The organism is Pseudomonas sp. 11/12A (assembly GCF_000800055.1).
Lineage (GTDB): Bacteria > Pseudomonadota > Gammaproteobacteria > Pseudomonadales > Pseudomonadaceae > Aquipseudomonas > Aquipseudomonas mohnii.
This window is the reverse complement of sequence record NZ_JUGV01000001.1, coordinates 2,925,047-2,951,387: the sequence shown is the minus strand read 5'-3', so window position 1 is coordinate 2,951,387 and position 26,341 is coordinate 2,925,047. Positions and strand designations below refer to the sequence as shown.

Below are 26,341 nucleotides of genomic sequence, written 5' to 3'. Positions count from 1 at the left end.
GAAGCTTGAAGCTTGAAGCTTGAAGCTGCCCATTACAGGGCCGGGTCCGGTGCGCTGCGACAGGCCATCATGCACGAGGGGTCGAGGACTTCCTGGTTCACGTAGACACCGCGTTCCGGATCGTAGGAGCGGATGAACACGCGAACGGTAGTATCCGCCACCGTCGGCAGGCGCGAATCGGAAAACACATGCTCGCTGGAAACCGGGATGAAGTCACCGGGCGCTGTCGGGATGTATGACCCTGGCGGCACGGTGTTTATGGACGGTGGCGAGGGGTGGGCGAAGGGCTGGTCTGCCCCGTAATAATGGAATTCGGTATTGGCCTGGTCGGTTTGCATCAGGCTGTCATCCGCGAGCACCGTCGTGGCGGCAGTCAGGCAGAGGGCAAGTAACAGCGTCTGTTCGGTCTTGTTCATGGCAGCACCTGCGAAATCGGCTTTCGCGCATTTCCCTAAGGCCTTTAACTATAGCGCTCCCGTGGCCAGGCGTCGGTGCGGCTTGGTTTACAAGATCACAACAAAGCCCGGATGGGGCGAATGCCAGGCATGAACTAGAATCGGCGCGGTCAATCAAGACCCGATTCTGGAGTGTGCAATGGAAATGCCGACAAAAGATAAAGCCATCGCCAGCAACCGCGATGCCTGGAATGACTCCGCCCGACACCACAAGGACAGCGCCGAATGGCAGGCGCTGCTGAGCGCGGTGACTAATGCCGATTTCTCTTGCCTGGATGACACCCTGACCGGGTTGCTGACGCAGATCGGGGTCGACGGCAAGGCGGTGGTGCAACTGGGTTGCAACAACGGTCGCGAAAGCCTGTCGCTGTATGCCCTGGGTGCCAGGCATGTGGTGGGTGTCGATCAGTCGGCGGCGTTTCTCGATCAGGCGCGGGAACTGGCGTCGCGCTCACCCCGTGATCCCGAATTCATCGAGGCGGACATTCACCACTTGCCGCTTCAGTTGCAGGGTCGCTTCGACCTGGCGCTGATCACCATCGGCGTATTGAACTGGATGCCGGACATCGGCGAGTTCTTCCGCCACGTGGCACAGACCCTGAAGCCGGGCGGCGCGCTGGTGGTGTACGAAACCCACCCGTTCCTGGAAATGTTCGATCCCGAGTCCGCCGACCCTTTCGGCCTGGACAGCTCGTACTTTCGTGCCGAGCCCTTTGTCCAGAACCAACCGATCGTCTACGAAGGCAAAGTCGAGCAACCGTCGGCTGCGTCCTACTGGTTCGTCCACACCCTGGGTGCCATCTTCACCGGCGCCATCGCGGCCGGATTGCAGATCAGCCACTTCAAGGAGTACCCGCACTCCAACCGCGAGGAACTCTATGATCGCTACCAGCAACAAGCGGCGCAGTTGCCGTTGTGTTTTACCTTGGTGGCGGTGAAGTAAGTGGCCAGGCGAAGGGCATCCAATCAGGCATTTCAGTGATTGATGACATGGCCTGGTTGTGCGCAAAGATCAATGCCGAGGGCATGAATGACTTTCAATACCGTGTCGAATCGCGGTTTCGCTCCCGGGGCGAAGGCCTTGTACAGGCTTTCGCGACCCATGCCTGAATTCTTGGCTATCTGGGTCATCCCACGGGCTTTTATCACGTAGCCAACAGCTCGAAGGAACTCCTCATTATCACCCTCGATCAGTACTTGGGAGAGGTACTCACTGATAGCTTCGTCACTGTCGAGCAGTGTTGCCATGTCGAAAGTCGTCAAAGTCTGGCTCAAGGTTAAACCTCCTTTGCCAATTTTTTTGCACGTTTGATATCAGTGCTTTGTGAGGATTTATCGCCACCGGCCAGCAGGACGATGACGACACCGTTTCGCATCGTGAAATAAACTCGATAGCCCGCGCCAGTGTCCACGCGCATTTCGGAAACGCCGTCACCGACTGGCTTGACATCGCCAAGGTTACCCGCAGAAGCGCGCTCAATGCGGCGAGCTATGGCAATCCTGGCTCGCACATCGCGAACTGAAGCGTGCCATTGCACGAAAATGCTGGTTTGCTGAACAAGATAATTCATTACTCAACTGTATCCAAGTGGATACGATTGGGCAGTCAGACATTTCCTTGCGTACTCGTGTTTTTTCCCAAGGGTGTGTAGGGCGATGTGGCTCCGACATCCTGTTGCAAAAGTTGCGAAGGTTTACTCTACCGACTCCGCAGGGTTGTCCAGAGTAAAGCCAGCCACGCCATAGGCCACCCTCGGCACTCCCGGCAGTCGCTGTTCCAGCAGTTCGCTCAGCGACTCGCCCTGATCCAGACAAGCATCGCCAAAGTCGGCACCCAGTTGACTGGGGTGGGCGACGATCTCCAGCAGGCCGTCGTCCGGTGGGGTGGCGTTGCGCAAATCCTGGGGAGTGCCCACGTAGTCGGCGGTGGCGCCGGCCAGGCTGTTCAAGCGGTGATTGAGCAGTTGCTTGAACATGCGTTTGGGCAGGCTCTGCGTGGGCCCCAGATTACGCGCCAGGCGCACGGGAACCCCTTGGTGGGCGGCGAAACGCGCGACGATTTCGCCGATCGGCCAGATGGTGTGCACGTTTTGGTGGGAGTCCAGATGGCTGGGCCTGACACCGTTGTCCAGGCAGCGTTGCCATTGCGCCTCGAGTTCTTCGTGTACGGCGCGGCGATCCTGATGGCCGAGCCAGAGGCGGGCGCGGGACAGGTTGAGGTCGAACAGGCCGGCGCTGTCGCAGAAGGTCCGGCGCGTCAGAATGCGCCGGCTCAACGGGCGGCCAGCGGTGAGGTTGAAGTGCAGGCCGACGCGTCCTTCCAGCAACGGATGCCGGGCCATTGAACACGCCGCTTCAAAGGCCGGCATATTGGCCATGGCGGTGGTGGAGCTGATGACTCCAGCCTGGAAGGCTCCCAGGATCACCGCGTTGTCGCAGGCACTGAGGCCGAAATCGTCAGCGTTGACTATCACTCGGTGCGGCATGTTCGTCCTCCATGGAAGGTCGGTGGATTCCAACACTCGGAAATCAATCCAAGGGGTATAGACCAGCCTCCAACATCCATCACCGCCAACGGTCAGATGGGTATTTTCCGGTTTCGCGGCCAATTACGATCAAGCGCTTGCCCCTGCTGGATTTGCTTCACACAGGAAGGGCTGCAAAAGGCGCCGTGCAAATCGATAAACGGTCGTCAGCCTTTTAATTCGCCGCAGACCGAGCGCGGACGCCATCGTCGACGGACAAAAAGCATTCAGTCCCGCTATCCTTGGCCCACGCTTATCCAACAGGTTCTTCCATGCTTGAAGTCCGCGGTGTCTTCAAAAGCTACGCCACTCCCCAAGGGCCATTGCCGGTGTTGCAAGGGGTCGATCTGACCCTGAAACCCGGTAGCAGCCTGGCACTGATGGGCGAGTCGGGCAGTGGCAAGAGCACCTTGCTGCACTTGATCGCCGGTCTGGACAAGGTGGATCGCGGCAGTATCCGCAGTGGCGACCATCGCCTGGAACAGATGAACGAAAGCCAACTGGCGCACTGGCGGCGCACCGAGATCGGTTTGGTGTTCCAGCAGTTCAACCTGATCGGCAGCCTGCGGGTGGAGGACAATCTGGCGTTTCAGGCGCGACTGGCGGGGCGGCATGATCCGCGTTGGCAGGCGCATCTGGTGCAGCGCCTGGGGTTGAGCGAGTTGCTGCGGCGATATCCGGAGCAGTTGTCCGGAGGGCAGCAGCAACGGGTGGCGTTGGGGCGTGCCCTGGCGTCGCGGCCACCGTTGCTGTTGGCCGACGAGCCCACCGGCAGCCTCGATGAAGCCACCAGCGATGACGTGCTCAAGCTGTTGCTGGAACTGCTCGATGACAGCCCGACGACCCTGCTGATGGTCACCCACAGCCCCCACGTCGCGGCGCGGCTGGCCGATAAAGTGGTGCTGCACGGCGGGCGTCTGGCCGGCGCAGGCGCGCGCTGAGATGCGTATCTTCGGCCAGACCTTGCGCGCGTTGCTCAGCCATTGGCGGCTGCATCCGGTACAGTTTTTCAGTGTGTTGACCGGGTTGTGGCTGGCCACCAGTCTGCTGACCGGCGTGCAAGCGTTGAACAGCCAGGCGCGGGACAGCTATGCCCGCGCCAGTCAGTTGATCGGTGGTGAACCCCAGGCCAGTCTCAGTGCGCCGGGGGGCGGGACGTTTTCCCAGCAGTTGTTCGTCGACCTGCGCCGCACGGGCTGGCCGGTGTCGCCGGTGTTGCAGGGCCGGCTGATACTTCAGGGCCATGAGGAGCAGCGTTTGCAACTGATGGGCATCGAGCCGGTGTCATTGCCGGCCGGTGCGGCGGTGGCCGGGCAGGCCCTGGCCATCGAACAGGTTGTCGGCTTTTTCACGGCGCCGGGCAGCACCTGGATTTCGCCGCAGACGCTAAAGGCGCTGGGGCTGAGCGAAGGGGCGCGGCCGCTTGCGGAAAATGGTCAGGTGCTACCGCCCTTGCACGCGCAAGGCGACATGGCCCCCGGGGTGTTGCTGGTCGACATCGGTTTCGCCCAGCCGATTCTCGGATTGCCGGATCAGTTGTCGCGTCTGCTGCTGCCCAAGGGCTTCACCGCGACGCTACCGGAGGCGCTCAAGGGGCAACTTCAGCTCAAGACCGCCGGTGAAGAAAACAATCTGGCGCGCCTGACCGAAAGCTTTCACCTGAACCTCGATGCCCTCGGTTTCTTGTCGTTCGTGGTCGGCCTGTTCATCGTTCACGCCGCCATCGGACTGGCGCTGGAGCAGCGTCGAGGTTTGCTCAGAACCCTGCGTGCCTGCGGGGTGAGTGCGCGGATGCTGATCACCTGTCTGGCCGTCGAGCTGGGTGTGCTGGTGCTGATGGGCGGAATGGCCGGCGTGGTTAGCGGCTATTTACTGGCCAGCGTATTGCTCCCGGATGTCGCCGCCAGCCTGCGCGGGTTGTATGGCGCCGAAGTGGCGGGGCAGTTGAGCCTCAGTCCGCTGTGGTGGCTCAGCGGGATCGGCCTCAGCCTGCTCGGTGCCTTGCTGGCCGGTGCCAACAGTTTGTGGCGGGCGGCGCGTTTGCCGTTGCTGGCGCTGGCCAATCCGCAGGCCTGGCATCAGGCCCATGCGAGCTGGCTGCGGCGCCAGGGCTGGGTGGCGGCGATGGCCTTGATTGTCGCATGGCTGGCGTTGCTGCGCGGTGACAGCCTGGCCAGCGGTTTCGTGCTGATGGCGACGCTGCTGCTGGGGGCCGCGCTGGCCTTGCCGGTGCTGCTCAATGCGTTGCTCAATGGCTTGCTCAGAGGCAGTCGATCCGTGCTCGGCCAATGGTTTCTGGCCGATTGCCGTCAGCAATTGCCCGCCCTGAGTCTGGCACTGATGGCCTTGCTCCTGGCGCTGGCGGCGAACATCGGGGCCGGCAGCATGACCGCCGGTTTTCGCCAGACCTTCAGCAACTGGCTCGAGCAACGGCTCACCGCCGAGTTGTACCTCAATCCGCAAAACCCGGCCCAGTCCCGTGAACTGCACACTTGGCTCAAACAACAGCCGCAGCTCACGGCGGTGCTGCCGAACTGGCAAGTGGCGATCCAGTTGCAAGGCTGGCCGGTGGATGTCTTCGGCGTGATCGATCACCCGACTTACCGCGAGCATTGGCCACTGCTGGAAGCCTTGGGCGACAACCCCTGGGATCGTCTGGCCAAGGACGACGCGTTGATGCTCAGCGAGCAACTGGCCCGGCGTTTGAAAGTGCGACTGGGCGATCACCTGACGATTCCCACGCCCACGGGGCCGTGGTCACCGCGCATCGTCGGGATCTACGCCGACTACGGCAATCCGAAGGGCCACGTGCTGGTTAACGTCAACCACCTGCTGCGCGGCTGGCCGCAATTGACGCCTAGCCGTTTCAACCTGCGCATCGAACCGGCGTCGATTGCGCCGTTCGTGATCGCCCTGCAAGCACGTTTCGCGCTGGATGACAGCCGCATCGTCGATCAGTCCCGGCTCAAGGGCTGGTCCTCGCAAGTGTTCGAACGCACCTTTGCCGCCACCGCCGCGCTCAATAGCCTGACGCTGTGCGTAGCAGGTGTGGCGCTGTTCATCAGCTTGTTGACCCAAAGCCAAAGCCGCCTCGGACAACTGGCGCCACTGTGGGCGCTGGGCGTGACGCGCCGGCAACTGATGCTGCTCAACCTCGGGCAAACCTGGTTGCTGGCCCTGCTGACGCTGGTGCTGGCGTTGCCGCTGGGCATTGCCCTGGCCTGGTGCCTGGACGCGGTGATCAACGTCCAGGCTTTCGGTTGGCGCCTGCCGTTGCGGGTGTTCCCGCTGCAATTGCTGCAGCTGATGGGGCTGGCGTTGCTGGCAACGTTGTTGGCCTCGGCATGGCCGCTGTATTCGCTGTACCGCACGCAACCGGCTGACCTGCTGAGGACTTTTGCCCATGAGGATTAGGCTGGGCGTATGGCTGATCGCCGCCTTGCTCGCCGGTTGCGATCAGTCGGCGCCGGTAGACAAAGGCTTTGCCGGCCTCGGCAATCAAGCGGCCGCATTCACCCCGGTGGTGCCGGGTCGCGTGTTTGGTTTTCCGGCGGATCATGGCCCCCACGATGGCTTTCGCATTGAGTGGTGGTACGTCACCGCCAACCTCAAGGACGAGCAGGGCCGTGAATTCGGCGTGCAATGGACGCTGTTTCGCAGTGCCCTGACAGCCACGCCCGAGCAGGCAGGTTGGGGCAATCAGACGCTGTGGCTCGGCCACGCGGCCGTGACTTCGGCCTCGGTGCATCACGCCGCCGAACGCTACGCCCGTGGTGGCGTTGGCCAGGCCGGAGTGAGCCTGACGCCGTTCAATGCGTGGATCGACGACTGGCATTTGAGCAGTCAGGCAACGGGTGCCGATCCACTGACAGAGTTGCAACTCAGCGCCCGCGACAAGGGGTTCGGCTATCAACTGCGGCTGACATCGACAAAGCCATGGGTGCTGCAAGGGGACAAGGGGTTCAGCCAGAAATCCGAACAGGGTCAGGCGTCGTATTACTACAGCCAGCCGTTTTTCCAGGCCAGCGGCAGCCTGGAAATCGATGGCCAGCGCTATCAAGTCAGCGGTCCCGCGTGGCTCGACCGTGAATGGAGCAGCCAGCCCCTGACCGCCAACCAGACGGGATGGGACTGGTTTTCCCTGCACCTGGACAGCGGCGAACAGGTGATGCTCTATCGCATGCGGCAAAAGGACGGCGCTCCTTACCTGACCGGTACGTGGATCGACGCCCAGGGGCAGACGCAGCTGTTGAAGGCCGGCGACATCCGCCTCACGGTGAAGGACAGCGCCAGGGTGGCCGGGCGTTCGATGCCGGTCAGTTGGTCGATTCAGATTCCCGGCAAGCACCTGGACATCGTCATCAGTGCCCTCAACCCCAACGCCTGGATGAATTTGCGCATTCCGTACTGGGAAGGGCCGGTACGCTTGAGTGGCAGTCATGGCGGACAGGGCTATCTGGAAATGACCGGGTATTGAGCCGGAACACCGAACGCCCCCGACGAGGCGCGACCATCCGGCGAATCCACAGTGCAAGAAACCGCGAGCACTCCCTGATCAGCGTCTATGCTCATCGGCACGGTTGGCGCTTGATCAAGGTGGAGCGCCTTTCGCTGCCATTCTTCACAGGGAAAGTAACGCTATGAAACGTCACACACGCAAGCTCTCCACATTGACCCAGGCGATCAGCCTGGCTGCTGTGCTGTCCACTGCCAGCCTCAGCGCTTTCGCTGCGGACATCCCGCTGGCGGAGTCCGTGATTTCCGATCATGTCACCACCAAAGTCGTGTCGGTCGATGTCCCTAACCGTCAGGTGGTGCTGGAAGGCCCTGAAGGCAATCAGGTGTCGTTGCAACTCACGGACAAGGCCAAGAACCTGGACAAGCTGAAACCCGGTGATCAGGTCAAGGTCGATGTTCTGCACTCGGTCGCGGTCTCCCTCGACACCAGCGTCGACAAAGGCCTGCCTGGCACTACCGAATACACAGGCGAAGTCCGCAATGCACCAGGCTCGACCAAGCCCGGTGGAGAAGCCTACCGTCAGGTGAAGGTGGAGTTGCAGATCACGGATATCGATCTCAAGCACCATCGTGTGACGTTTAAAAACCCTGCTGGCCAGTCGAAAACGATCGACGTCCAACGACCTGAAGTTCAGGCCAAACTCAAGGACCTGAAAAAAGGCCAGAGTGTGGTGGTGACTTATACCGATGTATTAAAAGTAACAACTTTGAAATAAATGGATATTGGGTTTGCAGGGTGATTGTTCTTGTATAAGCGTTGTGCAAGAACAATCTGCTATTCAGAAATGAGCGGGTGAGTTTGAGTTTCTTTGTTTGAATAAATTGTCCGTTGATATTTCAGCAATAGATGTAACTGCAAATTTCATGTTGTAAACGCGGACTTTCCCGACGACTTCAATTAAAATGCTTCTCGTTCGCCCAGCGCAGGGGCTCTTTACCAGTGCAAGGATTGCCGAGGCCAATGCACTGGGCGAACACTTTGATCAGCCTTCAGTCCTGTCCGTTTTCTTTATGCCCCCCAAGAAATAAATCGATCGCCCGCGCAGTTCGGTATTGATTGCGCTTGTGCCGACTTTCCCGATTGGCCATGAACGCCACTCATCGAACGCTGAAGTTCCGGATATTTCACCAGGCCACGTTGCGGTCGCTGAATGGCAGCGCTTCAAGCTGTTTGAGGCGCGGGTGCTTACGCCTGTGTAGCGATCAGAGCAGGACATGTTTGAGTTCAATGTGGCTATCGACAGGCGATTTCGCTTACCACGCAGTATGCTGGGCATCCGGCAAGCCGAACGATCAGCACCTTACGAAGGTCATACGGCAGGATCGATGTGCAGCATTGTGCGCATCACGGCTAATGCCCCCACTGCAGTCCCGAGACGGAGTGAAGACGACATGAAAATCCTGATGGTTTTAACGTCCCACGATCAATTGGGTAACACCGGCAAGAAAACCGGGTTCTGGCTGGAAGAATTCGCCGCCCCGTATTTCGCCTTCAAGGACGCCGGGGTTCAGTTGACCCTGGCCTCGCCCAAGGGAGGCCAGCCACCGCTGGACCCGAAAAGCGATGAGCCGGACGCGCAAACCGAAGCCACCGAGCGCTTTCGCAAGGACGCCGCAGCACAGTCGGCGTTGGCGTCGACGGTCGTACTCAGCTCGGTGAAGGCCGACGATTACGACGCAATCTTCTACCCTGGCGGCCATGGGCCGTTGTGGGACCTGGCTGAAGACAAACATTCGATCGCCCTGATCGAAGCGTTTTACAAGGCAGGCAAGCCGGTCGCGGCGGTGTGCCATGCGCCGGGCGTGTTGCGTCATGCCAAGGGCGCCGATGGTCAGCCACTGGTCAAGGGCAAGAAGGTGACGGGATTTACCAACAGCGAAGAAGAAGCGGTGCAGTTGACCCACGTCGTGCCGTTCCTGGTGGAGGACGAACTCAAGGCCAAGGGCGGAATTTATTCCAAGGGGCCTGACTGGGCGAGCTATGTGCTGACCGATGGTCTGTTGCTGACCGGTCAGAATCCGGCGTCGTCGCAAGCGGCTGCAGAAGCCTTGTTGGCAAAACTGAAGTAGATACTGCGTTTGTCGGAGCACGGCTTGCCAGTGATGGCGCGGGCGAAATCGCTATCGCTGGCAAGCCAGGCTCCCACAGTTCCGCGTGTTAGAGAGTGCTCAACACGGCGAAACACTGCTCGATCGAACGTCGCTGTGTCTCGGCATACAAACCCAGTTCATCAATCGTCGGACGGCCCAGGGCCTGCTCGAACGCTTGCTGGTTGGAATGCACTCCGTAGTGGGTTTGTGCCGCATCCCCCAGGTTTGACTGGAATATCCCCGCCGCACTGACCGGCAGAAAATCTTCGTACACCAAGGGTTCAACCCGCAGATAGCCACCGCTGACCAGGTCTTCCAGCGTCAAGGTGTTCAGCGCCTTTGCGGCCAGGCCTTTTTCCGTCACGAAATAGCGAAAGTACGCCAGGTCTTGTTGGCGCATGCCTTCATAGGTGTCGGGAAACTCGCTGAAATGTTGCACCATCAGCGCGTTATAGCGTGCGGCGTTGGCTTCGTTGGGGAAATCCTTGAGCTCATCGCGCGCCGCATTGAGCAAGCGGTCGTACAGCGCCCGTCCTTTAGGGGTGAGGGCCGCGCCGCGTTGTTCGATTTCACCGAAGCGGGCGCTGTGGCTGCCCCGGGCCTCGGCCTGATCGGTGAATGCGATCGGCTCGTCGAGTGCCTTGAAACTGGTCTGGCGCAACAGGATCGGGCATTGGCGGCGGGGCGGGCCTTCGATCACGGCTTTTGGAGTGATGCCGCGCGCCGGCATTTGCGCCTGGACGATATCAATGTCCAGGGTGCGCGGCGTCAGGTGATTGATGTGCGGCCCCTTGAAGGCCACCACATCGGCAATCAGGCGATGCTGGGCGCTGAGCTGGCGATACTGCTCGGCGGTGACGGTAGCGCTGTGATGCCAGCGGAAGGTTTCCAGCGCGTGCTCGACGAAATCCCGGGCTTGCGCTTCGGTGAGGCCGCCCTGGGTTTCGGCGCATTCGATCAGGGTCAGCGCGGTGGGGGTGAAGATCGAGCGCTTGTCGAGCGTCGATTGGGCGAATGCCCGCAGCTCCGGATCTTCGATCAGTTCCAGGCGCAACAGCGAGGTGAATACCCGGAACGGGCTGACTTGCAGCGCCTCTTCATGCACGGCGCGAAACGCGGTGGAGTGCACAGGCACCCCGGCCGGCGTCAGGTCGTAATAACCCACCGGTTGCATGCCCATGACCGCGAACAGACGGGCGAGGGTGGCCAGTTCTGCCGCCGTGCCGACACGGATCGCGCCATGGCGCTCCAGGTCCAGGCGCTCGATTTCGCCAGTGCTGTTCAACTGCCGGGCCACTTGCGGATCGCTGTCCAGCACATGACGGTTGGTCTGCTCCACCAGTTCCATCAGCGCGCCGTACAGGGGCACCTCTTCGCGGTACATGTCGGACATCGCTTTGGAGAAGCGTTGGCGGATCAGGTCGGGGCTGACGAAGTTCGGATGATTCATGAACACAATTCCTGGCGCGGTGACGTTGAGCAAAAGATCGCAGCCTTCCGCGTCGCCGACAAACGAAGTTTCTGACGAACTTCATTCTGCAAAGGACTGCATCCTCAATGCAGGCGTTGATCCTGAGGGCTTTCCGAGCGCAGGGATGCCAAAAACTCCCGATACAGGCGCGCCGAACCGGCTGGCGCTTCGACCATGGGCATGTGCCCGATGCCCTCCCAGACTTCCACGCGCAGGTTGGCCAGGCCTTTGCTCCAGATGGCCACGCTGCTGACGTCGATCAAGCGATCCTTGCGTCCCCACAGCAACAGCGCCGGCGCCTGTATGCCTGGAAGCTTCGGCTCCATCGGTGGGCTGGCGCGAAAGTCGCGGAAGATTTCCTCCAGTTCGTCGCGTGCCTGTTCATAGCGATGGGCCATGGCGTCCAGCACCACGCGCGGCACCCAGGGAGGGGCGGCCATGGTCATGCCATAGAAGTATTTGAATTCTTCCCGGGAGTTGATCAGGAACGGGTTGTGGCCCTTGGCCAAGTGCCGTTCCAGGTCACTGGGTTCGGGCGCGGTGACACCCGCCGGGTCGAACAGGGCGACCGAGGCAATGCGGTCCGGATAGGTGGCCGCCAACCATGCAGCGATGTAGCCGCCCATCGAGTTGCCGATCACATGGACCTTGTCGACCCCACAGACATCGAGCAGCTGGATCATGCGCTTGGCCTGCAGCGGGATGTCATAGCCGCCACCTTCCTTGAAGCCGGTTTCGCCATGGCCGGCGATGTCGGGGATGATCACCCGGTAGCTGCCGACAAAGTGCCGGGCAAAACGCAGCCAGAGATTTTTGTCGGCACTGAAGCCGTGCAGCATCAAGACGTTGCTGGACGCCTCATAAGGGCCGCCTTGCCAGGTCGAGACGGTCATTTCTGAAATGGGCACGACGATCTTGTGCAACTTGTACAGCTTGGCCTCGGTGGCCACGCTCAAGTCATAAAGCCAGTAGCCGACGGCCGGGTAACTCAACCAGCTCCAGGCGGCAAAGACCGCGATAGCGACAACCAGTAAAAGCATCAGGCGTCTTCCTTCTAACGGTTCAGGACAAGATGTGATCGGCGGGTTTCAGGGCTCGGGTCAAGCGATTGAAGCTGAAACTGAACCCCGGAAACATGGCAATCACATGACCGCTCTTGCTTTGATACCAACTGTGGCAGCCTCCTGACTTCCACACGGTGCGTTCCATTTCTCTATGGATCATTTCAGTGTAGGTACGTTCTGCCTCGGGGCGAACTTCGATGCTGCGTAAACCTCGTGATTCAAGGGTGCGGATGCAGTCGAGGATGTAATTCATCTGCGATTCGATGATAAACAGCGCCGACGTGTGGCCGATGCCGGTGTTCGGACCGGTGACGATAAACAGGTTGGGAAAGTCCGGCAGGCTGGTGCCGAGGTAGGCACGGGGGAACTGGGCCCAGACATCTTTCAGGCGAGTGCCATGCTTGCCGGTGACCGGGTAAGAGATCACCCCGTCGGTGGCGTCGTAACCGGTAGACCAGACGATCAGGTCCACATCGATGTGTTGCCCGTCCTGCATGATGATGCCGGTTTCATCGAGGGCGGCAATGCCTTGTTCACGGCTGTGCAGCGTCACGTTGCTGCGACCCAGTGCCGGGTACAGGGTGCTCGACAGAATCACCCGTTTGCAGCCGATGGTGTAGTCCGGCGTGAGTTTTCGCCGAAGTTCGGCGTCCGGTACCTGGCGTTTGATGAAGCGCAAGGCCTGGTGCTGGACCATGCGTATTGCCGGTTTCGAGTATTTGAAGGCAATCACCCGGGTTTCGAATTGCCAGTAAATCAGCCAGCGCAGCAACGTGTAGGCTGGTTTGAGCCCGAGCAACCAGCGCTGGAAACGGCCAAACGTGCGGTCAGCCCGAGGCAACACCCAATGGGGTGTACGCTGGAATACGTGCAGGTGCGCGACATCCGGGGCAATCGCCGGAATCACCTGGGCCGCACTGGCGCCACTGCCGACGATGGCCACGCGTTTTTGTCGGTAGTCGTAGGTGTGATCCCAGTTGTTGGTGTGAAACGTCTTGCCCCGAAAGCGTTCCTGGCCCTCGAAGCGTGGCACCACAGGCTGGCTCAGGGGCCCGGTGGCATTGATCAGGAACTGCGCGTAGAAGGTGCCCTTGCCGGCCGTGTGGACCGCCCAGCGTTTGCTTTCGTCGTCCCATTCGACGCGTTCGACATTGGCCTGCAGTTCCACCCGGTCGCGCAGTCCGAAGTGCTCCACGATATAGCGGGTGTAGCGATGCAGTTCGGCCTGTTCGGCGAACATCTGCGTCCAGCGGTAGGGCGCGAAGGACAGCGAGTAAAGGGGCGAGGGCACGTCGACCGCCGCGCCTGGATAGGTGTTCTGGCACCAGGTGCCACCGAAGAAGTCACGCCGCTCGAGCAGGCGGAAGTCGGTGATGCCAGCCTTGAGCAAGTTGACCGCCGCACACTGACCACCAAAGCCGCTACCTATGATCAACACCTGAAAGGTCTGCATGGGCCTCCTCTTTCTCGTTTTCGCGTCAAGCCTGTCTTCATGTATAGCCAAACATTGAGCGTACGCTTGACGGCTATGCCACGGTATTCATCCCGCCTACCGGTGATGGCTATTTGACGTTACCCTGTTAGACTCCGAGAAATACGCGCAACCCTGGAATCATCAGGTACCGCTCTGTGGAGAGGTCCCAATGGGAAAGACGGGAGTGAAAGGACTTTCACTGGCCAGGAGGCTCTACACGTCGCGCATGCTCGGCCTGGTGCTGGGGCTGTTGTGCGTGAGTGTGGCGATGTACCCCCTGAACCCGGCTCCCTGGGTCTGGGCATTGATGTTGTTCAACGGCCTGATCTGGCCGCACCTGGCCTATCAATGGGCACGTCGAGCCAAGGCTCCCTATCATGCTGAACACCGTAACCTGCTGGTTGACGCCTTTCTGGGTGGCTTCTGGGTGGCGGCCATGCAGTTCAATCCGCTGCCCAGCGCGACCACCATTTCCATGATGGCCATGAACAATGTGGCGATCGGCGGCTTGCGTTTTCTGTTGGCGGGCAGCGTCACGCAGATCCTGGGTATCGGCATCGGATGGCTGATTTTCAAACCGCTGTTCATTCCAGAAACCAGTCAGTTACAACTCTACGCCTGCTTGCCCTTGATGTGTTTTTATCCGCTGGCGCTGGGCTGGCTCTGCTTTCGCCAGGCCCATACCCTCGGCCGGCAAAAAAGTGAATTACTGGCCCTGAGCCGAACCGACAGCCTGACCGGTCTGCTCAACCACGGCGCCTGGAAGGATCAACTGGAAGTCGAGTTTCAGCGCTGCCAGCGCCAGCACCAGGGCGGGGCGATTGCGCTGATCGACATCGATCATTTCAAAAACATCAATGACACTTACGGTCACGTTGCTGGCGACATCGTGTTGCGGCAGCTGAGCAAGATGCTCAAGCAGAACCTGCGGGCCACCGACGTCGCCGGGCGGTATGGCGGTGATGAGTTTTGCGTGATTCTTCCGGATTTGCCCTTGAACAACGCGGCGGCGGTCATGGAGGCGCTGCGTGATCGCTTTGCCACGTTGGGCTACGAGCAAAACCCGGCGCTGAAAGTCAGCCTGAGCATCGGTTTGGCTGCGTTCAATCCCGGTCACAGTGATGCGACCTTGTGGCTCAGTGATGCCGACCGGGCGTTGTATGAGGCCAAGACGACGGGGCGTAACCGGGTCATTTGCTGCGGTGATGGTCGCTCTCAGTATGAGCTGCTCGATTCGGTTTGATGTTTATTGAGGCGGCCTGACAGCCGACCAGTCACCTGCAGGTGTACCGGGTTCACTGTAGGAGCGAGCCTGCTCGCGATGAACGTCCAGGCAACGCGGGCATTCAGACAGCCCGTGTCATCGTTGACGTCCATCGCGAGCAGGCTCGCTCCTACAGGGGCTCTGGCGAATGAAGTGGACCTTGTCGGTCTGGTCCTTGCCACAGCCCGGCCTGCCGCACTTGGATATCGCACTTCGGCGGCCTGACAGCCGACCAGTCACCTGCAGGTGTACCGGGTCCACTGTAGGAGCGAGCCTGCTCGCGATAAACGTCCGGGCAACGCGGGCATTCAGACAGCCCGCGTCATCGTTGACGTCCATCGCGAGCAGGGGATGGGGTTTCACGCAATTAACGTTTGCTCGCCGTCACTCTTTAACGTGCATGAACTCTTCGGCCCAACGAATGTATTCCGCCGGCTGCGTATAGGTATGTGTCAATTCCGTCGCGCTCAGGTCGGCGGCCTGGGTGAATATCTGGCGTTGCTCGCGCAGGCTGTCGTAGGTGGCCTTGATCGCGGCGAAGTAGGCGCCGTGGCCGTCGATGACGATGCGCACGCCCAGTTCGGCCAGGCGTTTGTCATCACGCAACAACGGATTTCCGTAGGTCACGAGCATCAGCGGCACACTCAGGTGCTCGGCGATTTGTTCCAGATGGTCGAAATCCTTCACGCCAACCATGCAGATGCCATCCGCCCCGGCGGCCTGGTATTGCTTGGTGCGGCTGATGATTTCCTGCACCGGAAGAATCCCTGCGTGGGTGCGGGCGATGATTGCCAATTCCGAGTCACACCGGGCTTCCAGGGCCGCGCGGATCTTGCCGACGCCTTCGGCAACGGTGATCAGGTCCGTGGATTTGCGGCCGAATTGCGCCGGCAGCAAGGTGTCTTCGATGGTCAGGGCGGCCACGCCGGCACGTTCGAGCTCGACGATGGTGCGCATGACATTGAGGGCGTTGCCGTAACCGTGGTCGGCGTCGGCGATCACCGGCAGTTGGGCGACGCGGCCGATGCGGGTGGCCTGCTCGGCGAACTCGCTGAGGGTGATCAAGGCGAAGTCTGGGGCACCCAGTACCTGCAGCGACGCGACCGACCCGCCGAGAATACCCACTTCAAACCCCAGGTCCGCCGCAATGCGCGCCGACATCGGGTCGAAGACCGACGCCGTGTGGTAGCAGGTGTTGGATGCGAGTAATTGACGAAAACTGCGGCGCAAATCTTGATGAGAAAGCCTGGACATATGAGTTCCACCAATGGGAATGGAAGGGCTTGAGCAAAAGTGTCAACGCCGAAGACGTAAAAGGCTATCACGGGGGGCGGTCGAGAATGATGACGAATTTGCAGATGATGCCCAACAGTGGGCGACTCGGGAGCGATTACGCCGCCACCGCCTGCGGCTGTTGTGGGCGCAGCGGTACGGCGCGGACCGAGTCGCCGGGTTGCAGTTGCAGGCGTTTGACGGTGAGACGGTCGATGATCAGGCGGTCGCCCACTTGGCGCGCCGGGGTGGCGGTGATGCGGCAGTTTTCCAGGCGACGGTTGTGGATCAGCCACATGGGAGCCTGATCGTCCGGGGGGGCGATGGTCAGCTCCAGTAGCTGGCTGTCGCGCACGCTGCGGATGCTCGAAACGGGGGACTCGATCACCGGGCCGGCGTCGAAGATGTCGATGTAACCCTTGTGGGCAAAACCTTCGGCGGTGAGGATCTTCAGGGCCGGCTCGGCCTTTGCGTGAGGCTTGCCGATCACCGCCTGGGCCTGTTCGGTCAGCAGGCAGGCGTACAGCGGTTGGCGCGGCATCAGTTCCGCGATGAACGCTTTGTTGCCCAGCCACGACAAGTGATTGGCGTGCTTGAAGTCCATTTTGAAGAAGTGGCGACCGACGCTGTCCCAGAAGGGAGAGCAGCCTTTTTCGTCGGCGCTGCCGCGCAGTTCGGCGATTATCTTGTCCCCGAACAGGTGCGCAAACTCGGCCACGACCAACAAACGCCCCAGGGACAGCAACCGGCCGTGATGGCTCTGACGTCGATCGGGCCGCAAGAACAGCGAGCGCAGATCCGATTGACCGGTCATTTCATTGTTCATGAACAAGGTCGGGATGTGCCGCTCGATGCCAAGGTCCGGTGATGAGCTGACCGTCTGCCCGACCCGGTAGCTGTACCAGGGTTCGCGCAGGCCCACGGCCCCGGTCAGGGCGCTGACGCCCACCACTTGCTGGTCGTCGTCTTCGAGGACGAACAGGTAGTCGGCGTCGGCGCGCTCGACTTGTTCGGCGAAGGTTCTTTGCGCCCAGCGCAATCGGTGAAACAGGCGCTCTTCGTTGGCCGGCAGCGACGTCAATCCGCAACCAGCCTGCCGGACCAGTGCGAGCAAGGCGGGCAGATCGGTCACCTGGACCGGACGAACTATCATGCTGCAACTCCTTGCGCGAGCCTGCACGGGGACGGTCGTTGTGCGCCGTGAGGGAAGCGGATCACAAGGCAATCAGCCGGATCGGGCTGCCTTCGCTCACCTTCAGGGCCGCGCACATCTCGGTGTCCAGGGTCAGGGGCTGTCCGGCGCGGTAGTCTAGGTCGGCGACGATGGCGCGGTAATTCTCCAGCGAGTCATTGCAAAGCAGATAGCGGCCGCGGGCGTCGATGGATGAGCCGGGTTTCACCGTGGCGGTCGCGCTTTGCGCGATGGAACGAATGCCACCGGTGCGTGCATACAGCGTTGGGCCGCCGTCAAAGAGATCGACATAACTATTGGTTTGGAAACCCTCGCGCTCGAGGATATCGAAGGCCTCCTGGCCATCGGGGTGAACCCGGCCGATGCAGTCTTGCGCGGCCTGGGGCAGCATTGGCACGTAGATCGGGTATTGCGGCATCAGTTCGGCAAGAAACGCTCGACTCTCAAGTCCGCAGAGCCGCTCGGCCTCGACATAGGGCAGGTCGATGAAGTGCTTGCCCAGCGCGTCCCAGAATGGCGAATGCCCGTCATCGCTGCTGAAACCAACGATTTCGCTGATGACCCCGTCGGCAAAGCGCGGCGCGTGGGCGGCGATGAACAGCAGTCGCGCCCGTGACAACAGTTCGGAATACGCCGTGCGCACCAGCGTCGGATCGATATGAAAACCGCGCAGCAAGGTATGGCCGCCGAGGTCGTGGCACAGCGACAGAGCCGGCACGCCATGCTCGATGTTCAGCTCCCGCGAGGCACTGTTGAAGTGACGGTTGCGCAGGCTGTAGAAGGGTTCGCTGAAACCCGCCGTGGCGAGAATTTCCGAGCAGCCCGCCAGTCGCCGCGTCGCCGAATCTTCCAGCACGAAGAAGTAACTTTCCGGGCCCGGGCTCTGGACGGATTGCTCGAACGAGGTGCATGAGTCGAGAATTTTATCGTGCAAGCATTCGCGGTCGTCTGGCAGCGACGTGACGCCCACCAGGCTTTCGCGGGCCAGCCGCTGCAATTGGGGCAGGTCGGTTAACACCACTGGACGCAACACCAGCATGGATGCACTCCTGTATCAAAGCGTTCGGTGGCTGGCACCGAACCTGACGATCACTGTCGGTTTCCACGGATTGATCGGCGGTTGTCTTGTCTGACGCCGCTCTTTTTCAGGGGCTATTGCGGATTGACCGCGCGCGGTATCAGACCTGCCTCGTTGCAGAGGCCGGGACTGATCAGGTGGCGCGTGGCTGTGGACGGTGAACTGTCCAGACGGGTGTCAATGATCGGGTCGTTAAATGAGGGCATCCGGGCTCCTGCAGGATGGGGGCGATAATCCGTTGAAATCAGTATTTAATTAAGGCGCACGGCCTGTCTAGTTAATTTTGCTGCGGTTTTTCAACGCCGAAAATTGAGCGAAATGCCTGTACGCCGATGGCGACGGGGATGACGGTCAACCGTGTAGGGCATTGCCTATAAAGAGATCGGAGACGGCTTTTGTTGTCAGACGAAATGCCCCTTCGACAACCTTTCTTGCGGCACAATTGCGCGACCACCGGCAAGTCGCCGTACCTTACTTTCTCTCGACAGAGTAATCCTTCGTGCAGGCGACCCGTTTGACCCTGATATGCCACGCTCGAACCGTCGCACAAAAATTGGCGAGGTTTCCTACGGATGAACCTCTGGAGATGGATTGGCAATCGGCACGGGGTTCCCGTCGTGCTCAATTCAAAAAAGCTCCACGGCTGTTGTGCGGCCCGGAACTGCGTACCCGGCAGACCGCCGAACTGTTCGGCAGCCACGCTGAGGTAGTCGAGGCATTGCGCGATTGCGATGTCGGGCGCTGGAGCGGTCAGCGCATCAATGACCTGCAAAAATCCGAAGCGCAATGGCTGCAGTCCTGGCTCGCCGACCCGACTTCGGCGTCCCACGGTGGCGAGTCGGTGATCCAGGTGACTGAACGGGTAGTCGGCTGGCTGACGACATTGCAGGCGACACCGGGGCATGTGGTGGCGGTGACGCATCCGTTTGTCATCCGCGCCGCGCTGACGTACGTGCTGCACGGTTCGGCATTCAATCTGATTGATGTCGAGCCGCTGTCGAGCGTCGAACTCCGGTTCCAGGGTTGCTGGCGATTGCGCTTGGCGGGCGCTGAGCCCGAGGAAAGATGCGGATGAAAAAATTACTGGTCATCGGCATCGGCGCCGGCAACCCCGACTACATCACGATTCAGGCGGTGAAGGCGCTGAACAAGGTCGACGTGTTTTTCCTGATGGACAAGGGCCAGAGCAAGGACACGCTGATCGACCTGCGCCGTGACATCTGCAAACGCTACATCACCGATCGCCATTATCGCTTCGTCGAAGCCCGCAGCCCTGAGCGCGAGCGCGGTGATGTGGACTACAAGGCCAGTGTCGATGACCTGAACCTGGCCAAGCAGCGAACCTTCGAGAGGCTGATCAATGAGGAAATGTCCGACGACCAGTGCGGTGGTTTCCTGGTTTGGGGTGACCCGGCGTTGTATGACAGCACCCTTCGCATCTTGCAGGCGATTCTGGCGTCAGGCGCCTGTGCCTTCGAATTCGAGGTCATCCCGGGCATCACCAGCGTTCAGGCGTTGGCGGCGCAGCACAAGGTAGCGCTCAATCAAATTGGCGGTTCGATTGAAATCACCACCGGCCGGCGCCTCGCCGCCGGTCAGGTGAGCGATACCGACAGCCTGGTGGTGATGCTCGATGCCCAGGATGCCTATCATCAGGTAGCGGATCGGGAGACCGACATTTACTGGGGGGCCTACCTGGGGACGCCGGATGAAATCCTGATCAGCGGCAAGCTCAAGGATGTGGCGGATGAGATCGAGCGGGTGCGCAAGGCGGCCCGCCTGGCCCATGGCTGGATCATGGACACCTATCTGTTGCGTAAGCCTTGAGGCCTTTCTTGGCTGTTCGGGCGGCGTTCTGACGATGGAGCCCACTAAGCTACCTCAAGAAAGGGCCTTGACCCCACGCCCAAACCGCTCCCGATACACCGACGGCGGTACACCGACCACGCTGCGAAACGCCACCCGAAAGCTCTCCACCGAACGATAACCACAGCGCTGGGCAATCTGCTCGGTGTTTTGATCGGTGCTTTCCAGCAGTTCGCGGGCGCGGCCCAGGCGTTCATGTTGCAGCCAGGCCTTGGGTGACTGGCCGCTGGCTTCGCTGAAGCGGCGCAGGAAGGTCCGCTCGCTCATGGCCGCTTCGCTGGCCAGGTCACGTACTTCCAGCGGCTCATGCAAACGCTCCCGTGCCCACTGCATGACGCGGGAAAGATCACTGCGCGGCGCGGGACTGACCGGCGTCGGAATGAATTGCGCCTGGCCACCGGTGCGTTGCGGCGACATCACCAGCCGCCGTGCCACCGAATTGGCCACTTGTGTGCCGAAATCCCGAGCCACCAGATGCAGGCACGCGTCGATGCCGGCAGCGCTGCCGGCCGAGGTAATCAACTGGCCTGAATCGACATACAACACATCGGGGTCCACCCGAATGTTCGGAAAGCGTTGCGCCAGCTCCGTGGTGTAACGCCAGTGTGTGGTCGCACGGTGACCATCGAGCAAACCGGTGGCGGCCAGCACGAATACCCCGGAACAGATCGACAGCAACCGTGCGCCCCGGGCATGGGCCTGGCGCAGGGCGGCGAGCAGTGCCTCGGGCACCGCTGCCTGGCGGTCGCGCCAGCCGGGAATGATGATGGTCCGAGCCTGTTCGAGCAGTTCCAGGCCGCCATCGGCCAGCACCTGGATGCCACCCATGGCGCGCATCGGTCCTTGATCGACAGCGGCGACGCAGTGCTCGTACCAAGGGAAATCGAACTCCGGTCGCGCCAGGCCGAAGATCTCGACGGCGATGCCGAACTCGAACGTACAGAGGCCGTCGTAGGCCAGAATGGCGACCGATCCTGAGGTTGGCTGCATTTGGCGGAAAATTCCCGGTGAGTGTCTTGTGCGCCACTTTAGCCGCAATGGGCAGGCGGATAAAGTGTGTTCACACCCAACGACACTTAGGAGTACTGCCCATGACCAGCCTGGTTCGCGAAATTCCCGCCGCCCCCTCGGCCATTGCCCTGATGCACTTCAGCAATCGCCTGACGTTCGAAACCGATTGCTCCGACGTCCATGGCAGTCAGGCCGCTGGCGAAGTTGATTTCATTCTGTTGGACGTGCGCGGCCCGCTGGCATTCGAACGTGGGCATGTACCGGGGGCGATCAATGTTCCGCGGCGATTGCTCAGCGCTGAAGGCCTGGCGGCTTACCCGAAAAACACCCTGTTCGTGGTCTATTGCGCCGGCCCTCACTGCAATGGCGCGAACAAGGCAGCGGTGAAACTGGCGGCGCTGGGTTATCCGGTCAAAGAGATGATCGGTGGCGTGACAGGGTGGCTGGATGAAGGATTTAAATTGAGCGTCGCGGTGCAACCTCCAGCCACGGCGCCCATTGGATGTGAATGCTGAACAACGGTGGCGAGGGAGCTTGTTCCCGCTGGGCCGCGAAACGGCCCCACATCAGTCGACTCAATGCTCTTGACGATCGCGTACCCAGGTTCACAGGTTCAGCGTGTGCCTGACGACGCGTCCCACCACCCATCCAGCGTCGCCTGCAACCACTCGAACACGGTTGCATGGGCGGCGCTGTCCTGCTGACCCCGCGGCAATGGCGATTCATCCGCAAAATGCTCATTCAGAACAGCCACCGATTTGGCGTTCCACTCCGGATGAAACTGCAGGCCCAGCCGAGTCGGCCCGGCGCGGTACATCTGCTGTTCGCACTGCATGCTGCTGGCCAGCAGTTGCGCATTCGGTGGCAGGTCGATGGCGTCTTCGTGCCACTCCAGCACCTGCAGCGACTGGCCATCGACAAAAGTCACGGGCGTCCATCCGGTTTCCATTCTGTCCATCCGCCGCACATTCCCGCCCAGACTCAGTGCCAGTAACTGCGCCCCCAGACAAATCGCAAACACCGCTGCGCCTTGATCCAGGCTGGCCGCCAGCCACTGGCGTTCGGTTTCCAGCCATTCTGGCCCGGCGTTGGCCTCATGAGGCCCACCCAACAGAATCACGGGGGCTCCACTCACGGGCGGCAACTGGCCGAGGTCGGCGCGAAATACGTTCAGGGTCAAACCACGGGATTCGGCCCACAGGGCAATAGCGCCGGGACCTTCAGCAGGATGGTGCTGGATCAGATTCAAGGACGGCATCACGCATCTCTTCAGGGGCAGTTAGTCGGCCAATGTGCCGCAAAAAGTGCCTGGTCGCCAGCGCGATTCTTCGGTCGGAAAATAGCTGAATTCTTGTAAGTTTTTTTTCGATTTGGCGGATTGTCTGACAGCCTTTGCACCGCGATGGCGCACACCACATGGGCCTTTATTCCTGCGGCCACTTTTATGTAAGTATTTGTCGCTTAAACACAATTTGCCCTCCTGAAGCCACTCTAGACTGCCGACCACTTCGGTCTTTACCAGCCACAAGCTACCGACCGAAAGCTGCCAATAAAAGCCTCCGCACACAGGAGTTATAAATGAAGAAGCTAGTGATGTTCGGTGCCCTGGCACTGTCGATGCTGTCCCTGACCGCCGTGGCCGAAGACGCCAAGCCGATCCGTATCGGTATCGAAGCCGGTTACCCACCGTTCTCGATGAAAACCCCTGACGGCAAACTGACCGGTTTTGACGTGGACATCGGCGACGCCCTGTGCGAGCAGATGAAAGTGAAGTGCACTTGGGTCGAGCAAGAGTTCGACGGCCTGATCCCGGCACTGAAGGTCAAGAAAATCGACGCCATCCTGTCGTCCATGACCATCACCGACGACCGCAAGAAGAACGTCGATTTCACCATCAAGTACTACCACACCCCGGCGCGCTTCGTGATGAAGGAAGGCTCCGATGTGAAGGACCCGCTGACCGAACTCAAAGGCAAGAAAGTCGGTGTGCTGCGCGCCAGTACCCATGACCGCTTCGCCACTGAAGTGCTGCAACCGGCCGGCATTGTCCTGGTGCGTTACGGCTCCCAGCAGGAAGCCAATCTGGACATGGTCTCGGGACGCGTTGACGCGCTGCTGGCCGACTCGGTCAACCTGGACGACGGCTTCCTGAAAACCGACGCCGGTAAAGGTTTCGCGTTCGTAGGCCCTGAGTACAACGATCCGAAATATTTCGGTGGCGGCGCTGGCATTGCCGTGCGCAAAGGCGATAAGGAACTGGCGGACAAGTTCAACACTGCTATCACCGAAATCCGCGCCAACGGCAAGTACAAGCAAGTGCAGGACAAGTACTTCAAGTTTGACGTTTACGGCGAGTAATCGAACCGTGCAAAAGGTGGCAACCGTTGACGCGGTTGCCATTTTTTTATGATTTGCAATCAGGCCGCGATCCCTTGTGGGAGCGAGCTTGCTCGCTCCCACAAGGGATCCTGGTGCCGCTGACATCGGAGCGCCCCATGCAACGCATCAATCACTCTCTGCCCTGGAGCCATCTGGGAACCGAACGCACCCTCAGCGTGTTCCGTTATGGCGCGGGTACTCGCAAGGTCTACATCCAGGCCAGCCTGCACGCCGACGAGTTGCCCGGCATGCGTACCGCCTGGGAACTGAAAAAGCGCCTGGCCGAGCTGGAAAACCAGGGCCAGTTGCAGGGTGTGATCGAACTGGTACCGGTGGCCAACCCCATCGGGCTGGATCAGCATCTGCAAGGCAGCCACATGGGCCGCTTCGAACTGGGCAGCGGCAAGAACTTCAACCGCTCGTTCGTCGAACTCAGCGCACCGGTGGCGCAGTTGATCGGTGATCGCCTGGGCAGCGATGCCGAGGCCAATATCGCGCTGATTCGCCAAACCATGGGCCAGGTACTCGACGGTCTGCCGAGCCCGGCTTCGCAGCTGGAAGCCATGCATCGCCTGTTGCTGCGCCACGCTTGCGACGCGGATATCACCCTCGACCTGCATTGCGACTTCGAGGCGGCAATCCACATTTACGCCCTGCCGCAACACTGGCCGCAGTGGCGATCCCTGGCTGCGCGCCTGAAGGCCGGTGTCGCGTTGCTGTGCGAAGACTCTGGCGGTAGCTCGTTCGACGAGTCTTGTTCCTCGCCATGGTTGCGTCTGGCCAGGGCGTTCCCCGAGGCTGCCATCCCACCGGCCAACCTGGCGACCACCCTGGAGCTGGGCAGCATGGGCGACACCCGCGTTGATCAGGCCCAGGCCAATTGCGAAGCCATTCTCGGCTTCCTCGCCGAACAGGGCTTCATCAAGGGCACCTGGCCAGCCGCCCCGGCGCAATGCTGTGAAGGCATGCCGTTCGAAGGCACCGAATACCTGTTCGCACCGCATCACGGCGTGGTCAGTTTCCTGCGCGATGCCGGTGAGTGGGTGGAGAAGGGCGATGCGCTGTTTGAAGTGGTCGACCCGTTGAACGACAAGGTCACCACGGTTTGTGCCGGCACCAGCGGCGTGTTGTTCGCCATCGACCGCGGCCGTTACACGCAGCCGGGCACCTGGCAGGCGAAGGTCGCCGGACGAGATCCGATCCGGGTCGGCAAGCTGATCAACGACTGAGCCGATTCGCCTGCAGGCGCTGGCTTGCCAGCGATGGGGTTGCTGAGATCGCCATCGCTGGCAAGCCAACGCCTTCACAGGGGAGTGCGTAGCCGGGAAGAGATGTTAGGCTCTGTCCCGAATCCTGCGCACTGTGAAGGAAGGTCCATGTTGAAATTTCTTGCTCTGCTCACGCTGCTGGCGTCCGCCGCTGTCCACGCTCAAGCCCCGTTGCAAACCGATCTGCCGCTCAAGTACCTGGAGCAGGCCAACGTCGTTTCTCGCGATCAATTCCTGGTGATCTTCCTTCACGGTTACGGCAGTAACGAGCAGGATCTGTTCAGCATCAAGGATGACTTGCCCGCGCAATACACCTACCTGTCGGTCCGTGCGCCGATGGTGATGGAAGAGGGCAGTTACGAGTGGTTTCGCAAGAAGGGTGAAGGTGCCTACAACGGCGAGACAGATGATCTGAAGACCAGCGCCCAATTGCTGCTGGATTTCGTCGCCCAGGCGGCGAAGAAATATCACACCGAGCCGGACAAGGTGGTTCTGGTGGGATTCAGCCAGGGCGCGATCATGTCGTACGAGGTCGCCCTGCGCCACCCCGAAGCGGTGGGCGGGATCGCGGCATTGAGCGGACGGATTCTGCCGGTGCTCAAATCGGAGCTGCAACCGGATGAAAAACGCCAGTCGCTGGCGATTTTCATCGGGCATGGCACGGCGGATAAACGCCTGCCGTTCAGTGACGGCACCGACGCCAACAGCCTGCTCAAGAGCGCGTCACTCGAACCCGAGTTTCACGCCTACGAAGGGGTTGGCCACAACATCAGCGCCGACGAGGTGAAGGATTTGAGTGCCTGGCTGCAGCGCCTCAATCCTTGATGTTCATTTGCCGCTGACGATCTGCTTGATCAGGGTTTCGTGGGCAGCCATGTCGCCGGGACGGGAAATCACCCGGACCACGGTCATGTGACTGCCGGACGCCGCCATCAACGTCGTATTGAGGGTCTGACCACCTCCCTGAGTGGCGGTGCTGTCGACCTGGCGCAGGCCCAGTCCGGTGCTTTTCAGGGTCAGGCTTTTTTCGCTGAGTTTGTTGTAATCCGGCAGGGCCTTGCGTTGCGCGGCATCGAAGTCGGCTGCGGTGCCGTCGAGAAACTCGCCGTCGTTGTCCTTGACCTTGACCCCTTCCGGCAGGCTGTTTTCAGCGGCGATCACCACGGTCTTGGTGGTCTCGTTGCTGTACATGGTGCCGCTCGCACCGGTGGGGCTGGTCGGCAGCGGGCTGGCGACGAAGCCTTTGGGCAGGGTGAAGGTGAACTTGCCGCCGAGCAGGGAGACTTTTTGCGCCGGTGCGGTGTCCTTGGCCGTTGCCTTGGCGGCGTACGCATTCAAGGCCCCAAGACTGGTCGCCGCTGCCAGCAACAGAACAACGGCTTTTTTACTCAACAGTGACATTCGAAATCTCCA

General features: G+C 60.6%; 27 protein-coding genes. 13 read left to right on the top strand and 14 right to left on the bottom strand.

Features of this window, described 5'->3' with window-relative positions; translation table 11 throughout:
* Positions 1 to 32 precede the first annotated feature (32 nt).
* The gene (locus GQ39_RS13580) at positions 33 to 416 is read right to left on the bottom strand and encodes a hypothetical protein (RefSeq protein WP_047530635.1); all 384 of its coding nucleotides are present in this window, start codon (positions 414 to 416) and stop codon (positions 33 to 35) included.
* 178 nt (positions 417 to 594) lie between these two features.
* On the opposite strand from GQ39_RS13580, the gene GQ39_RS13575 reads away from it, so the two are divergent.
* On the top strand, positions 595 to 1,398 hold the full coding sequence (locus GQ39_RS13575; protein WP_047530633.1) for a class I SAM-dependent methyltransferase: 804 nt from the start codon (positions 595 to 597) through the stop codon (positions 1,396 to 1,398).
* 32 nt (positions 1,399 to 1,430) lie between these two features.
* Here GQ39_RS13575 and GQ39_RS13570 read toward each other — a convergent pair whose 3' ends face one another.
* From GQ39_RS13570 to GQ39_RS13560, 3 genes are all read right to left on the bottom strand, one after another.
* A complete protein-coding gene (locus tag GQ39_RS13570) occupies positions 1,431 to 1,730 on the bottom strand; it encodes an addiction module antidote protein (protein ID WP_047530631.1) in 300 nt (99 codons plus the stop codon).
* 2 nt (positions 1,731 to 1,732) lie between these two features.
* On the bottom strand, positions 1,733 to 2,026 hold the full coding sequence (locus GQ39_RS13565) for a type II toxin-antitoxin system RelE/ParE family toxin (RefSeq protein WP_047530628.1): 294 nt from the start codon (positions 2,024 to 2,026) through the stop codon (positions 1,733 to 1,735).
* A 123-nt stretch (positions 2,027 to 2,149) separates the two neighbouring features.
* Positions 2,150 to 2,941: a ChbG/HpnK family deacetylase gene (locus tag GQ39_RS13560; protein ID WP_047530625.1), complete on the bottom strand. Its 792-nt coding sequence runs from the start codon at positions 2,939 to 2,941 to the stop codon at positions 2,150 to 2,152.
* 311 nt (positions 2,942 to 3,252) lie between these two features.
* Here GQ39_RS13560 and GQ39_RS13555 point away from each other — a divergent pair, with 311 nt between their 5' ends.
* The 5 genes from GQ39_RS13555 (at position 3,253) to GQ39_RS13535 (ending at position 9,568) form a co-directional block, all read left to right on the top strand.
* Positions 3,253 to 3,921: an ABC transporter ATP-binding protein gene (locus GQ39_RS13555; RefSeq protein WP_047530623.1), complete on the top strand. Its 669-nt coding sequence runs from the start codon at positions 3,253 to 3,255 to the stop codon at positions 3,919 to 3,921.
* 1 nt (position 3,922) lies between these two features.
* Positions 3,923 to 6,394, top strand: a complete 2,472-nt coding sequence (locus GQ39_RS13550; RefSeq protein WP_047530621.1) for an ABC transporter permease — start codon at positions 3,923 to 3,925, stop codon at positions 6,392 to 6,394.
* The gene (locus tag GQ39_RS13545; protein WP_047530619.1) at positions 6,384 to 7,457 is read left to right on the top strand and encodes a lipocalin-like domain-containing protein; all 1,074 of its coding nucleotides are present in this window, start codon (positions 6,384 to 6,386) and stop codon (positions 7,455 to 7,457) included. Before GQ39_RS13550 ends, GQ39_RS13545 begins: the two co-directional genes overlap by 11 nt.
* Positions 7,458 to 7,620: 163 nt before the next feature.
* Entirely contained in the window at positions 7,621 to 8,214 is a 594-nt protein-coding gene (locus GQ39_RS13540) for a hypothetical protein (RefSeq protein WP_047530617.1), read from the top strand.
* Between the two features lie 676 nt (positions 8,215 to 8,890).
* Positions 8,891 to 9,568, top strand: coding sequence for a type 1 glutamine amidotransferase domain-containing protein (locus tag GQ39_RS13535; RefSeq protein WP_047530614.1), 678 nt, complete (start codon positions 8,891 to 8,893; stop codon positions 9,566 to 9,568).
* A gap of 88 nt (positions 9,569 to 9,656) precedes the next feature.
* Here GQ39_RS13535 and hglS read toward each other — a convergent pair whose 3' ends face one another.
* The 3 genes from hglS to GQ39_RS13520 form a co-directional block, all read right to left on the bottom strand.
* Entirely contained in the window at positions 9,657 to 11,039 is a 1,383-nt protein-coding gene (gene hglS, locus GQ39_RS13530) for a 2-oxoadipate dioxygenase/decarboxylase HglS (protein WP_047530612.1), read from the bottom strand.
* A gap of 104 nt (positions 11,040 to 11,143) precedes the next feature.
* A complete protein-coding gene (locus tag GQ39_RS13525; RefSeq protein ID WP_047530608.1) occupies positions 11,144 to 12,100 on the bottom strand; it encodes an alpha/beta fold hydrolase in 957 nt (318 codons plus the stop codon).
* A gap of 22 nt (positions 12,101 to 12,122) precedes the next feature.
* Positions 12,123 to 13,577 carry a flavin-containing monooxygenase gene (locus tag GQ39_RS13520; RefSeq protein WP_047530605.1) on the bottom strand — a complete coding sequence of 485 codons (1,455 nt, stop codon included), beginning with the start codon at positions 13,575 to 13,577 and terminating at the stop codon, positions 12,123 to 12,125.
* Positions 13,578 to 13,767: 190 nt separating this feature from the next.
* Between GQ39_RS13520 and GQ39_RS13515 the strand changes: the two genes are divergently transcribed.
* Positions 13,768 to 14,841: a diguanylate cyclase gene (locus GQ39_RS13515; RefSeq protein ID WP_047530603.1), complete on the top strand. Its 1,074-nt coding sequence runs from the start codon at positions 13,768 to 13,770 to the stop codon at positions 14,839 to 14,841.
* A 405-nt stretch (positions 14,842 to 15,246) separates the two neighbouring features.
* On the opposite strand, the gene GQ39_RS13510 is transcribed toward GQ39_RS13515, so the two are convergent.
* The 4 genes from GQ39_RS13510 to GQ39_RS33505 all read right to left on the bottom strand — a co-directional run bounded on the left by GQ39_RS13510 (position 15,247) and on the right by GQ39_RS33505 (position 18,610).
* On the bottom strand, positions 15,247 to 16,116 hold the full coding sequence (locus tag GQ39_RS13510; protein ID WP_047530601.1) for an isocitrate lyase/PEP mutase family protein: 870 nt from the start codon (positions 16,114 to 16,116) through the stop codon (positions 15,247 to 15,249).
* Between the two features lie 136 nt (positions 16,117 to 16,252).
* Positions 16,253 to 17,287 (bottom strand): arginine N-succinyltransferase, encoded by a 1,035-nt coding sequence (astA, locus tag GQ39_RS13505; RefSeq protein WP_047530597.1) that lies wholly within the window; start codon positions 17,285 to 17,287, stop codon positions 16,253 to 16,255.
* A gap of 61 nt (positions 17,288 to 17,348) precedes the next feature.
* A complete protein-coding gene (locus tag GQ39_RS13500) occupies positions 17,349 to 18,365 on the bottom strand; it encodes an arginine N-succinyltransferase (protein ID WP_047530596.1) in 1,017 nt (338 codons plus the stop codon).
* A gap of 113 nt (positions 18,366 to 18,478) precedes the next feature.
* Positions 18,479 to 18,610 carry a hypothetical protein gene (locus tag GQ39_RS33505; RefSeq protein WP_269082049.1) on the bottom strand — a complete coding sequence of 44 codons (132 nt, stop codon included), beginning with the start codon at positions 18,608 to 18,610 and terminating at the stop codon, positions 18,479 to 18,481.
* Between the two features lie 293 nt (positions 18,611 to 18,903).
* On the opposite strand from GQ39_RS33505, the gene GQ39_RS13495 reads away from it, so the two are divergent.
* Both GQ39_RS13495 and cobF read left to right on the top strand, forming a co-directional pair.
* Positions 18,904 to 19,479: a histidine phosphatase family protein gene (locus tag GQ39_RS13495; protein ID WP_047530593.1), complete on the top strand. Its 576-nt coding sequence runs from the start codon at positions 18,904 to 18,906 to the stop codon at positions 19,477 to 19,479.
* On the top strand, positions 19,476 to 20,231 hold the full coding sequence (gene cobF / locus GQ39_RS13490) for a precorrin-6A synthase (deacetylating) (RefSeq protein WP_047530590.1): 756 nt from the start codon (positions 19,476 to 19,478) through the stop codon (positions 20,229 to 20,231). Before GQ39_RS13495 ends, cobF begins: the two co-directional genes overlap by 4 nt.
* A gap of 54 nt (positions 20,232 to 20,285) precedes the next feature.
* On the opposite strand, the gene ftrA is transcribed toward cobF, so the two are convergent.
* The gene (gene ftrA, locus GQ39_RS13485) at positions 20,286 to 21,260 is read right to left on the bottom strand and encodes a transcriptional regulator FtrA (RefSeq protein WP_047530588.1); all 975 of its coding nucleotides are present in this window, start codon (positions 21,258 to 21,260) and stop codon (positions 20,286 to 20,288) included.
* A 101-nt stretch (positions 21,261 to 21,361) separates the two neighbouring features.
* Between ftrA and GQ39_RS13480 the strand changes: the two genes are divergently transcribed.
* Complete coding sequence (locus GQ39_RS13480) at positions 21,362 to 21,796, top strand: rhodanese-like domain-containing protein (RefSeq protein ID WP_047530586.1); 435 nt, start codon at positions 21,362 to 21,364, stop codon at positions 21,794 to 21,796.
* 98 nt (positions 21,797 to 21,894) lie between these two features.
* Here the strand turns inward: GQ39_RS13480 and GQ39_RS13475 are convergent, their stop codons facing one another.
* On the bottom strand, positions 21,895 to 22,539 hold the full coding sequence (locus GQ39_RS13475) for a type 1 glutamine amidotransferase (protein ID WP_047530583.1): 645 nt from the start codon (positions 22,537 to 22,539) through the stop codon (positions 21,895 to 21,897).
* Between the two features lie 320 nt (positions 22,540 to 22,859).
* On the opposite strand from GQ39_RS13475, the gene GQ39_RS13470 reads away from it, so the two are divergent.
* The 3 genes from GQ39_RS13470 to GQ39_RS13460 all read left to right on the top strand — a co-directional run bounded on the left by GQ39_RS13470 (position 22,860) and on the right by GQ39_RS13460 (position 25,753).
* Positions 22,860 to 23,639, top strand: a complete 780-nt coding sequence (locus GQ39_RS13470) for an ABC transporter substrate-binding protein (RefSeq protein WP_047530580.1) — start codon at positions 22,860 to 22,862, stop codon at positions 23,637 to 23,639.
* Between the two features lie 137 nt (positions 23,640 to 23,776).
* Positions 23,777 to 24,889 carry a succinylglutamate desuccinylase/aspartoacylase family protein gene (locus GQ39_RS13465; RefSeq protein ID WP_047530577.1) on the top strand — a complete coding sequence of 371 codons (1,113 nt, stop codon included), beginning with the start codon at positions 23,777 to 23,779 and terminating at the stop codon, positions 24,887 to 24,889.
* A 147-nt stretch (positions 24,890 to 25,036) separates the two neighbouring features.
* A complete protein-coding gene (locus GQ39_RS13460; RefSeq protein WP_047530575.1) occupies positions 25,037 to 25,753 on the top strand; it encodes an alpha/beta hydrolase in 717 nt (238 codons plus the stop codon).
* A gap of 3 nt (positions 25,754 to 25,756) precedes the next feature.
* Here the strand turns inward: GQ39_RS13460 and GQ39_RS13455 are convergent, their stop codons facing one another.
* Positions 25,757 to 26,329 carry a hypothetical protein gene (locus tag GQ39_RS13455; RefSeq protein ID WP_047530573.1) on the bottom strand — a complete coding sequence of 191 codons (573 nt, stop codon included), beginning with the start codon at positions 26,327 to 26,329 and terminating at the stop codon, positions 25,757 to 25,759.
* Positions 26,330 to 26,341 lie beyond the last annotated feature (12 nt).

Bases quoted from the DNA above. Each gene is read 5' to 3' on its own strand.
- GQ39_RS13580 (WP_047530635.1), bottom strand. From the start codon at position 416: ATGAACAAGACCGAACAGACGCTGTTACTTGCCCTCTGCCTGACTGCC.
- GQ39_RS13575 (WP_047530633.1), top strand. From the start codon at position 595: ATGGAAATGCCGACAAAAGATAAAGCCATCGCCAGCAACCGCGATGCC.
- GQ39_RS13565 (WP_047530628.1), bottom strand. From the start codon at position 2,026: ATGAATTATCTTGTTCAGCAAACCAGCATTTTCGTGCAATGGCACGCT.
- GQ39_RS13560 (WP_047530625.1), bottom strand. From the start codon at position 2,941: ATGCCGCACCGAGTGATAGTCAACGCTGACGATTTCGGCCTCAGTGCC.
- GQ39_RS13555 (WP_047530623.1), top strand. From the start codon at position 3,253: ATGCTTGAAGTCCGCGGTGTCTTCAAAAGCTACGCCACTCCCCAAGGG.
- GQ39_RS13550 (WP_047530621.1), top strand. From the start codon at position 3,923: ATGCGTATCTTCGGCCAGACCTTGCGCGCGTTGCTCAGCCATTGGCGG.
- GQ39_RS13545 (WP_047530619.1), top strand. From the start codon at position 6,384: ATGAGGATTAGGCTGGGCGTATGGCTGATCGCCGCCTTGCTCGCCGGT.
- GQ39_RS13540 (WP_047530617.1), top strand. From the start codon at position 7,621: ATGAAACGTCACACACGCAAGCTCTCCACATTGACCCAGGCGATCAGC.
- GQ39_RS13535 (WP_047530614.1), top strand. From the start codon at position 8,891: ATGAAAATCCTGATGGTTTTAACGTCCCACGATCAATTGGGTAACACC.
- hglS (WP_047530612.1), bottom strand. From the start codon at position 11,039: ATGAATCATCCGAACTTCGTCAGCCCCGACCTGATCCGCCAACGCTTC.
- GQ39_RS13525 (WP_047530608.1), bottom strand. From the start codon at position 12,100: ATGCTTTTACTGGTTGTCGCTATCGCGGTCTTTGCCGCCTGGAGCTGG.
- GQ39_RS13520 (WP_047530605.1), bottom strand. From the start codon at position 13,577: ATGCAGACCTTTCAGGTGTTGATCATAGGTAGCGGCTTTGGTGGTCAG.
- GQ39_RS13515 (WP_047530603.1), top strand. From the start codon at position 13,768: ATGGGAAAGACGGGAGTGAAAGGACTTTCACTGGCCAGGAGGCTCTAC.
- GQ39_RS13510 (WP_047530601.1), bottom strand. From the start codon at position 16,116: ATGTCCAGGCTTTCTCATCAAGATTTGCGCCGCAGTTTTCGTCAATTA.
- astA (WP_047530597.1), bottom strand. From the start codon at position 17,287: ATGATAGTTCGTCCGGTCCAGGTGACCGATCTGCCCGCCTTGCTCGCA.
- GQ39_RS13500 (WP_047530596.1), bottom strand. From the start codon at position 18,365: ATGCTGGTGTTGCGTCCAGTGGTGTTAACCGACCTGCCCCAATTGCAG.
- GQ39_RS33505 (WP_269082049.1), bottom strand. From the start codon at position 18,610: ATGCCCTCATTTAACGACCCGATCATTGACACCCGTCTGGACAGTTCA.
- cobF (WP_047530590.1), top strand. From the start codon at position 19,476: ATGAAAAAATTACTGGTCATCGGCATCGGCGCCGGCAACCCCGACTAC.
- ftrA (WP_047530588.1), bottom strand. From the start codon at position 21,260: ATGCAGCCAACCTCAGGATCGGTCGCCATTCTGGCCTACGACGGCCTC.
- GQ39_RS13480 (WP_047530586.1), top strand. From the start codon at position 21,362: ATGACCAGCCTGGTTCGCGAAATTCCCGCCGCCCCCTCGGCCATTGCC.
- GQ39_RS13475 (WP_047530583.1), bottom strand. From the start codon at position 22,539: ATGCCGTCCTTGAATCTGATCCAGCACCATCCTGCTGAAGGTCCCGGC.
- GQ39_RS13470 (WP_047530580.1), top strand. From the start codon at position 22,860: ATGAAGAAGCTAGTGATGTTCGGTGCCCTGGCACTGTCGATGCTGTCC.
- GQ39_RS13465 (WP_047530577.1), top strand. From the start codon at position 23,777: ATGCAACGCATCAATCACTCTCTGCCCTGGAGCCATCTGGGAACCGAA.
- GQ39_RS13460 (WP_047530575.1), top strand. From the start codon at position 25,037: ATGTTGAAATTTCTTGCTCTGCTCACGCTGCTGGCGTCCGCCGCTGTC.
- GQ39_RS13455 (WP_047530573.1), bottom strand. From the start codon at position 26,329: ATGTCACTGTTGAGTAAAAAAGCCGTTGTTCTGTTGCTGGCAGCGGCG.